This window comes from Aquabacterium sp. (genome assembly GCF_036279655.1).
Classification (GTDB): domain Bacteria; phylum Pseudomonadota; class Gammaproteobacteria; order Burkholderiales; family Burkholderiaceae_C; genus Aquabacterium.
On the sequence record NZ_DASUIT010000058.1, the window covers coordinates 1 to 5,915 of the forward strand.

7 protein-coding genes are annotated in these 5,915 nt (G+C 66.4%); 3 read left to right on the forward strand and 4 right to left on the reverse strand.

The features are described 5' to 3' along the window. Nucleotides 1-614: 614 nt before the first annotated feature. Nucleotides 615-815, reverse strand: a complete 201-nt coding sequence (locus VFW84_RS06770) for a hypothetical protein (RefSeq protein ID WP_329679683.1) — start codon at nucleotides 813-815, stop codon at nucleotides 615-617. A gap of 119 nt (nucleotides 816-934) precedes the next feature. Next, complete coding sequence (lexA, locus tag VFW84_RS06775) at nucleotides 935-1,651, reverse strand: transcriptional repressor LexA (protein WP_329679684.1); 717 nt, start codon at nucleotides 1,649-1,651, stop codon at nucleotides 935-937. 82 nt (nucleotides 1,652-1,733) lie between these two features. Between lexA and VFW84_RS06780 the strand changes: the two genes are divergently transcribed. Further along, complete coding sequence (locus VFW84_RS06780; RefSeq protein ID WP_329679685.1) at nucleotides 1,734-2,717, forward strand: asparaginase; 984 nt, start codon at nucleotides 1,734-1,736, stop codon at nucleotides 2,715-2,717. Between the two features lie 12 nt (nucleotides 2,718-2,729). On the opposite strand, the gene VFW84_RS06785 is transcribed toward VFW84_RS06780, so the two are convergent. Both VFW84_RS06785 and VFW84_RS06790 read right to left on the reverse strand, forming a co-directional pair. Then, on the reverse strand, nucleotides 2,730-3,314 hold the full coding sequence (locus VFW84_RS06785; protein WP_329679686.1) for a methylamine utilization protein: 585 nt from the start codon (nucleotides 3,312-3,314) through the stop codon (nucleotides 2,730-2,732). 6 nt (nucleotides 3,315-3,320) lie between these two features. Continuing rightward, a complete protein-coding gene (locus VFW84_RS06790) occupies nucleotides 3,321-3,773 on the reverse strand; it encodes a group 1 truncated hemoglobin (RefSeq protein ID WP_329679687.1) in 453 nt (150 codons plus the stop codon). A 190-nt stretch (nucleotides 3,774-3,963) separates the two neighbouring features. Here VFW84_RS06790 and VFW84_RS06795 point away from each other — a divergent pair, with 190 nt between their 5' ends. Both VFW84_RS06795 and VFW84_RS06800 read left to right on the forward strand, forming a co-directional pair. Next, nucleotides 3,964-4,803 carry a DUF3034 family protein gene (locus tag VFW84_RS06795; protein WP_329679688.1) on the forward strand — a complete coding sequence of 280 codons (840 nt, stop codon included), beginning with the start codon at nucleotides 3,964-3,966 and terminating at the stop codon, nucleotides 4,801-4,803. Between the two features lie 95 nt (nucleotides 4,804-4,898). Beyond that, nucleotides 4,899-5,915, forward strand: a 1,017-nt coding sequence (locus VFW84_RS06800; protein ID WP_329679689.1) for an efflux RND transporter periplasmic adaptor subunit, incomplete at its 3' end; no start/stop codon positions are given.

Consider the following 5,915-nt stretch of genomic DNA (forward strand, 5'->3'; position numbering starts at 1 on the left):
CACGGGGGCGGTCCCGCTGCGCGGGACACACCTGCGCTGCTCGCGTCGTGGTGGCGTCGGGGAACTCGCTGCGCGGCTGGCGCCGCTCCGCTCGGACAACCCCGACGAGTCAGTTCTTGAAGCGCGCTGCGCGCGCCCACCACGACACTGTGCTGCTCGGCGCCCCCGAGGCGCCCGGCCAGAGGCCCCCTCGGCCCTTAGGTCGCCCCACTTGGTGGCGGACGACGAGCCCGTTGTGCGATGCCACCCGTGTCACGCTGATGGGTAGGCTGCCAGCCTGGTGCGATGACGCATATGGTTGGTGTCGATGCATGCCTCGTCCCTGGGGGCTGCGCATGCCACCAGCAGGGCGACCAAGGGCGGAGGGGGCCTGTAGGCTGGGCGCCTGTGTGGGTGCTGGAGGCGCGCAGGCGGGAGGCAGGCGTGCGCAGCACGCATCAAGAACTGACTCGTTGGCGTTGTTTGAACGAAGCGCCCGAAGGGCGCGCAGAGAGTTCGCCAACGCTGCCTCCCGTCGAGCACCGGAAGGCAGTCCCGCGCAGCGGGACCACCCACTTGAAGCCTGCCCTACAGGCCCCCTCCGACCCAGCCCTGCGTTCTCACGACAAAGCGCTTCAAGCCACCTCAGGCTCAGCTGCCATGCGCTCCAGCGCCGCGCAGACATCGGCAAAGCGCCCGGCGATCACGGTGCGTCGCCCATCACTGGGGTCTCGGTGGATGCGCACCCCGCCAGCGTGTTGGGCCGGAACGGGGGCCTTGACATGGCGGGTGGACGCTTCACGAATGGCCAGCGCGCGTGCAAAGTGATGAATCATGATGAACTCCGATCAAGCAAAGAAGTTCGGCAGGATTCCTGTGGAGGAAGGGCTGATGCGCAGGATCGCTCTACAGGGTGCAGAGCCAATGCCCGCCACCCGCGCATCAGGGAACAAAACTACATGAGCATGTCGTTGCGAATCAGCCCCACGGCGAGCCCTTCAAGCTCGAAGTCGGGGTGATCGGGTGACACCACAATGGGTTCGAAATCCGGGTTTTCAGGCAACAGCTCGATGCCATGTGCCGTGCGCTGAAAGCGCTTGACGGTGACCTCGTCACCCAGGCGGGCCACGACGATCTGGCCGTTGCGGGCCTCACGGGTGCGGGCCACGGCGAGCAGGTCGCCATCGAGGATGCCCGCGTCCTTCATGCTCATGCCGCGCACGCGCAGCAGGTAGTCCGGACGTTTGGCGAACATGCTGGCCTCGACCGAGTAGGTGCGCTCGACCATTTCCTGCGCCAGGATGGGACTGCCGGCGGCCACACGGCCCACCAGCGGCAGGGCCAGTTGCTCCAGACCGGGCAAGGTCATGCTCAAGCTGCTCAGCAGGCCTGAACTGGCGGGGGCACCGTCGGCCCCTTTTTTGCGGGACTCGTTCACGGTGCGCAGGGTGCCGGCCTTGAGGCGAATGCCGCGTGAGGTGCCGCCCACCAGCTCGATCACCCCCTTGCGCGCCAGGGCCTGCAGGTGTTCTTCTGCGGCATTGGCCGAGCGAAAACCCAGCTCGGATGCGATTTCGGCGCGTGTCGGCGGCGCACCCGTGCGGGCGATGGCACGCTGGATGAGCTCGAAGATCTGTTGCTGGCGGGGAGTGAGTTTGGGTTTATCGTTCATGGCTGGGGCCTTGAGTTGCTGTCATTTTATACAGGACTGTGGCTTTGTCCAGTGTTTTTTGTGGTGAGAGGGCGACGCAGTCATGAGCGGAACGATCGTGGTGCTGGGCACGGGGGGGACGATTGCCGGGGTGTCGACCACAGGCGATGACCGCCACTACCAGGCCGCACAGTTGAGTGTCGAGCAGTTGGTCGCCGCAGTGCCCGCCTTGAGCAGCCTGCCGATCGAGGCCCATCAGGTCGCCCAGGTCGACAGCAAGGACATGGGGTGGCAGGTCTGGCGTGACTTGCTGCAGGCCCTGGTGCACCATCTGGCCCGGCCGGAGGTGGCCGGCGTGGTGGTGACCCACGGCACCGACACCCTGGAAGAAACCGCGGTGCTGCTGCACTTGTTGCTGCCACCGGGCAAGCCGGTCGTGCTGACGGCGGCCATGCGTCCGGCGTCATCGCGGGAGGCGGATGGTCCGGCCAATGTGCTGGATGCCGTGCGTGTGCTGCAGTGGGCATCGGCGCACGGGCAGTCAGGCGTGGTGGCCGTGATGGCCGGGCGCGTCTGGGCCGGGGCCGAGGTGCGTAAGGCACACAGCTGGCACATTGATGCCTTTGATGGCGGGGACGCTGCACCGCTGGCGTGGCTGGAGTCTGCTCAGGTGTGTGCGGACGGGCGCGACTGGCCCAGACCGCGAGCATGGGGCATGGATGCTGGGCAGCATCTGTTGCCGCGCGTGGAGCTCCTCGTCAGCCATGGGGATGTGGATGGCTCGGTGGTCGATGCCTTGCTGGCGTCGGCGGCCCCCGGTCGACCGCTGGCGGGCCTGGTGGTGGCATGTACCGGGCATGGCACGGTGCATGTGCAGTTGCAGGCCGCGCTGGAGCGCGCACGAGCGGCCGGTGTGGTGGTTTGGCGCAGCACGCGCGTGGCGCGAGGTGGGGTGCAGCCATCGGTGTCGCCAGAGGCCTGGCCGGCCATCCCGCAGCTCACGGCTGCCCAGGCGCGCCTGGCCTTGTCCCTGGCCCTGTGGCGTCGGCCAGACGTGGCCCGGGCTCCGGATGGCGACTGGCTCTGAGCAGACGCTGCCTTACTTCTTGGTCGACACCACGAAGGGAGGGCCGACCTTGATGACCCGCTCGATGGGGGCGGAGGTCTCTCCCATCGCCGGGGTCCAGACGCGCAGTCGGTGTTCGCCTGCGGGCAGATCGAGCGTCACCTGGCCTGCGGCATCCGTGGCGCCGAAGTAGGGCGTGTCCACCACATGGATGTAGCCCAGCATCTTGTCGTGGATGTTGCAGCCCAGTGTCGCGGTGCCCGCTTTGTCGAAGGCGATCGGCGCGGAGGGCGTGCCCGCATAGAGCTTGATCTCGAAGGGCTTGGTGGGCGAGAAGGAATAGACGTGGTGCCTGACGGTGTCAAAGTTCGGGAAGTGCACCAGCGTGCCAGTCTGCACCACCAGCATGCCAGGGACAAAAGTGCGTGACTTTTGGGCCATCTCGGCCCGGCCTGTGCTGGTGCTGACGGGTTTGCTGCCCTGAACCACGACGGACACCGCGGCAGGTGTGACGGGGCGGCCAGCCTCGTCGACCACCGTGATCTGTTGTGGCGCGGCTTGCGCGCTGAACGTGGCAGTGGCAAGGAGCAGGGTGGCTGTGGATCGCATGGGCTTCATGGGTTCTCAATGTTGGACGATGTCCCGGCGCATGGGCGCCAGCCGTCTGAGCAATTCGTTCTTGGCGGCGGTGCTGGCGCCGGCGGCATCGAGTTCTTCACGCAGGACCTGCACCATCAGGTCGAATTCGGCGCCGGTGATGCCCAGATCGCCATGGGCGCGGGCCATGGTTTCGCCTTCGTAGACACACGGACCGTCGGCGACCCGGCACACGTGGGCTGCAACACTCTTCTTGAGATAGGGCATCTTGATGCCTTCAAAGGTGCGGCGGCTGCGCGGGTCGGTAGAGACCCGCTCCAGGGTGCGGTCAATGACCGCCGTGATGCCCGCTTCGCCACCGAGTTGCCGATACAACGGCGTACTGGCGGTGTCGTGCCACGACGCGCAGGCGGACAACAGGCTCAGACAGAGACCAGCGAGGCCGAAGCGCCAGCGTGGGGGCAGGGAGGTGGGGGTCATGAGAAGGCGCCTACCGTGGGCAAAACATGGGTTAATTTTCGGCAGCGCATGCCGAGAATCAAGGGGCGATGAAGACCGGGATCACCGCTCTTTCCGTGAATGAACCGGCATGGCGGTGCACCATGAGCTGCGACGGAGTCCGACCATGCGCTTGTTTTCGACCCTTACATGGGCTCCTGTGCTGGGGGCCATGTTATGGAGCTTGAGCGTGCCGCTGCATGCGGGCGAGCGGCTGCTGGGCAGTTGGGGTGTCAGCCAGGTGGAAGGGGCGGGCGGCGGAGGGCTCACACCGTGGGCCACCATCACGGGCTCGGGCAGCAGCAACCAGGTGGGCGCAGTGGTGTATGCCACGCAGGCCAGCACGCAGGATGGCTATCGCCTCAGGGTGGCCGGGGCCGCGGTGGGGGTGCACGACCGAGTCGAGCTGAGCATGGCGCGCTGGAGTTTCAAGCTCAGCGACGATGTCGTGCCGGGCAAGGCCCTGGAGATGACGGTGCTGGGGGCCAAGCTCAAGGTGCTGGGCGACGCGGTCTATGACCAGGACAGCTGGCGGCCGCAGCTCAGCGTGGGGCTGCAGTACAAGATGGCCGATGACGTGGCGGCCTTGCGAGGGCTGGGTTTGCCCATCCATGCGGACGAGGATGTCGATCTCTATGCCAGTGCCACCAAGCTCTGGCTGGGCGCTGCAGCGGGCTACAACGTGCTGGGCAATGTCACCATGCGCTGGACGCGGGCCAACCAGTTCGGCCTGCTGGGTTTTGGCGGCAATGCCGAGTCGGGCCGCCGCCTGCACCTGGAGGGCAGCCTGGGCCTGATGCTGCGCGACGACCTGGTGGTGGGGGGGGAATGGCGTAGCAAGCCCGACAATCTGCGCGTGCCCGGCTTCGAGGAGGATGCCGCCTGGGACCTCTTTGTCGCTTGGTTTCCCAGCCGACACCTCAATGTCACGGCCGCCTGGCTGAACCTGGGCAACATCGCCACCCTCAAGGACCAGCGCGGCCTGTATCTGTCCGGCCAACTGGCGTTCTGAGTGCTGCGGCTCATGAGCGCGGCGCATGTCCTTATTTACATTCTCTTTACCCCCGTGTAACCGGCTGTCAACAGGCTTGATGCACACTGAGGGGCATGAGTGCATTGAAGAAGACGTCATGGTGGCTGGGCTGGAAGTTCTGGCTGGTGCTGGTGGTGCTGGCGGCTGCGGGCTGGGGGATCAAGGTCCGCTGGTTCAGCCCGGCCGAGGCGCCTCAGGTCATCACGGCCCCGGTGGAGCGCTCCGATCTGGAGGACACGGTGCTGGCCAGCGGCACCATCGAGGCCGTCAAGCAGGTCAGCGTGGGCGCGCAGGTGTCCGGCCAGATCAAGCGTTTGCACGTCAAGCTGGGGGACACCGTCCGCCAGGGTGATCTGATCGCCGAGATCGACTCCACCAATCAGGCCAACACCTTGCGCAATGCGCAGGCCCAGGTCGATGTGCTGGCGGCGCAGCAGCGGGCCAAGGAAGCGACCTTGCACCAGCTGGAGCTGGCCTTCCAGCGGCAGAAGGCGTTGCTGGCGCAAGATGCCAGCGCGCGTGCCGAGTTCGAAGGCGCTGAAGCCTCGCTGGGCGTGGCCCGGGCGGAGATCGCGGCGCTCAAGGCGCAACGGCAGCAGTCCCAGATCTCGGTGGACACGGCCCGCGTGAACCTGGGTTACACCCGCATCACCGCACCCATGGACGGTGTGGTGGTCGCCGTGATCGCCGAAGAAGGGCGCACCGTCAATGCCAACCAGTCGGCACCGACCATCATCAAGGTCGCCCGACTCGATACGGTGACTATCAAGGTGGAGATCTCCGAGGCCGACGTTGTCCGGGTCAAACCCGGCCAGCGGGTCTACTTCACCATCCTCGGCGACCCCGACAAGCGCTACCACACCTCCCTGCTGGCCATTGAGCCCGCCCCTGAAACCATCGCCAGTGAAAGCAGTGCCGCCTCCGGCAGTTCCTCGTCCAGCAGCGCCGGCACCGCGATCTACTACATGGGGATCCTGGATATCCCCAATCCCGACGGCAGGCTGCGCATTTCGATGACCACCCAGGTGAACATCGTGCTGGCGGAGGCAAAAGACGCCCTGGTCATCCCCTCCGCCGCCCTTGGCGACCGG

Excerpts from the sequence above, each read along its gene's own strand:
- VFW84_RS06780 (WP_329679685.1), top strand. The coding sequence starts at position 1,734 with ATGAGCGGAACGATCGTGGTGCTGGGCACGGGGGGGACGATTGCCGGG.
- VFW84_RS06790 (WP_329679687.1), bottom strand. The coding sequence starts at position 3,773 with ATGACCCCCACCTCCCTGCCCCCACGCTGGCGCTTCGGCCTCGCTGGT.
- VFW84_RS06795 (WP_329679688.1), top strand. The coding sequence starts at position 3,964 with ATGTTATGGAGCTTGAGCGTGCCGCTGCATGCGGGCGAGCGGCTGCTG.
- VFW84_RS06785 (WP_329679686.1), bottom strand. The coding sequence starts at position 3,314 with ATGAAGCCCATGCGATCCACAGCCACCCTGCTCCTTGCCACTGCCACG.
- lexA (WP_329679684.1), bottom strand. The coding sequence starts at position 1,651 with ATGAACGATAAACCCAAACTCACTCCCCGCCAGCAACAGATCTTCGAG.
- VFW84_RS06770 (WP_329679683.1), bottom strand. The coding sequence starts at position 815 with ATGATTCATCACTTTGCACGCGCGCTGGCCATTCGTGAAGCGTCCACC.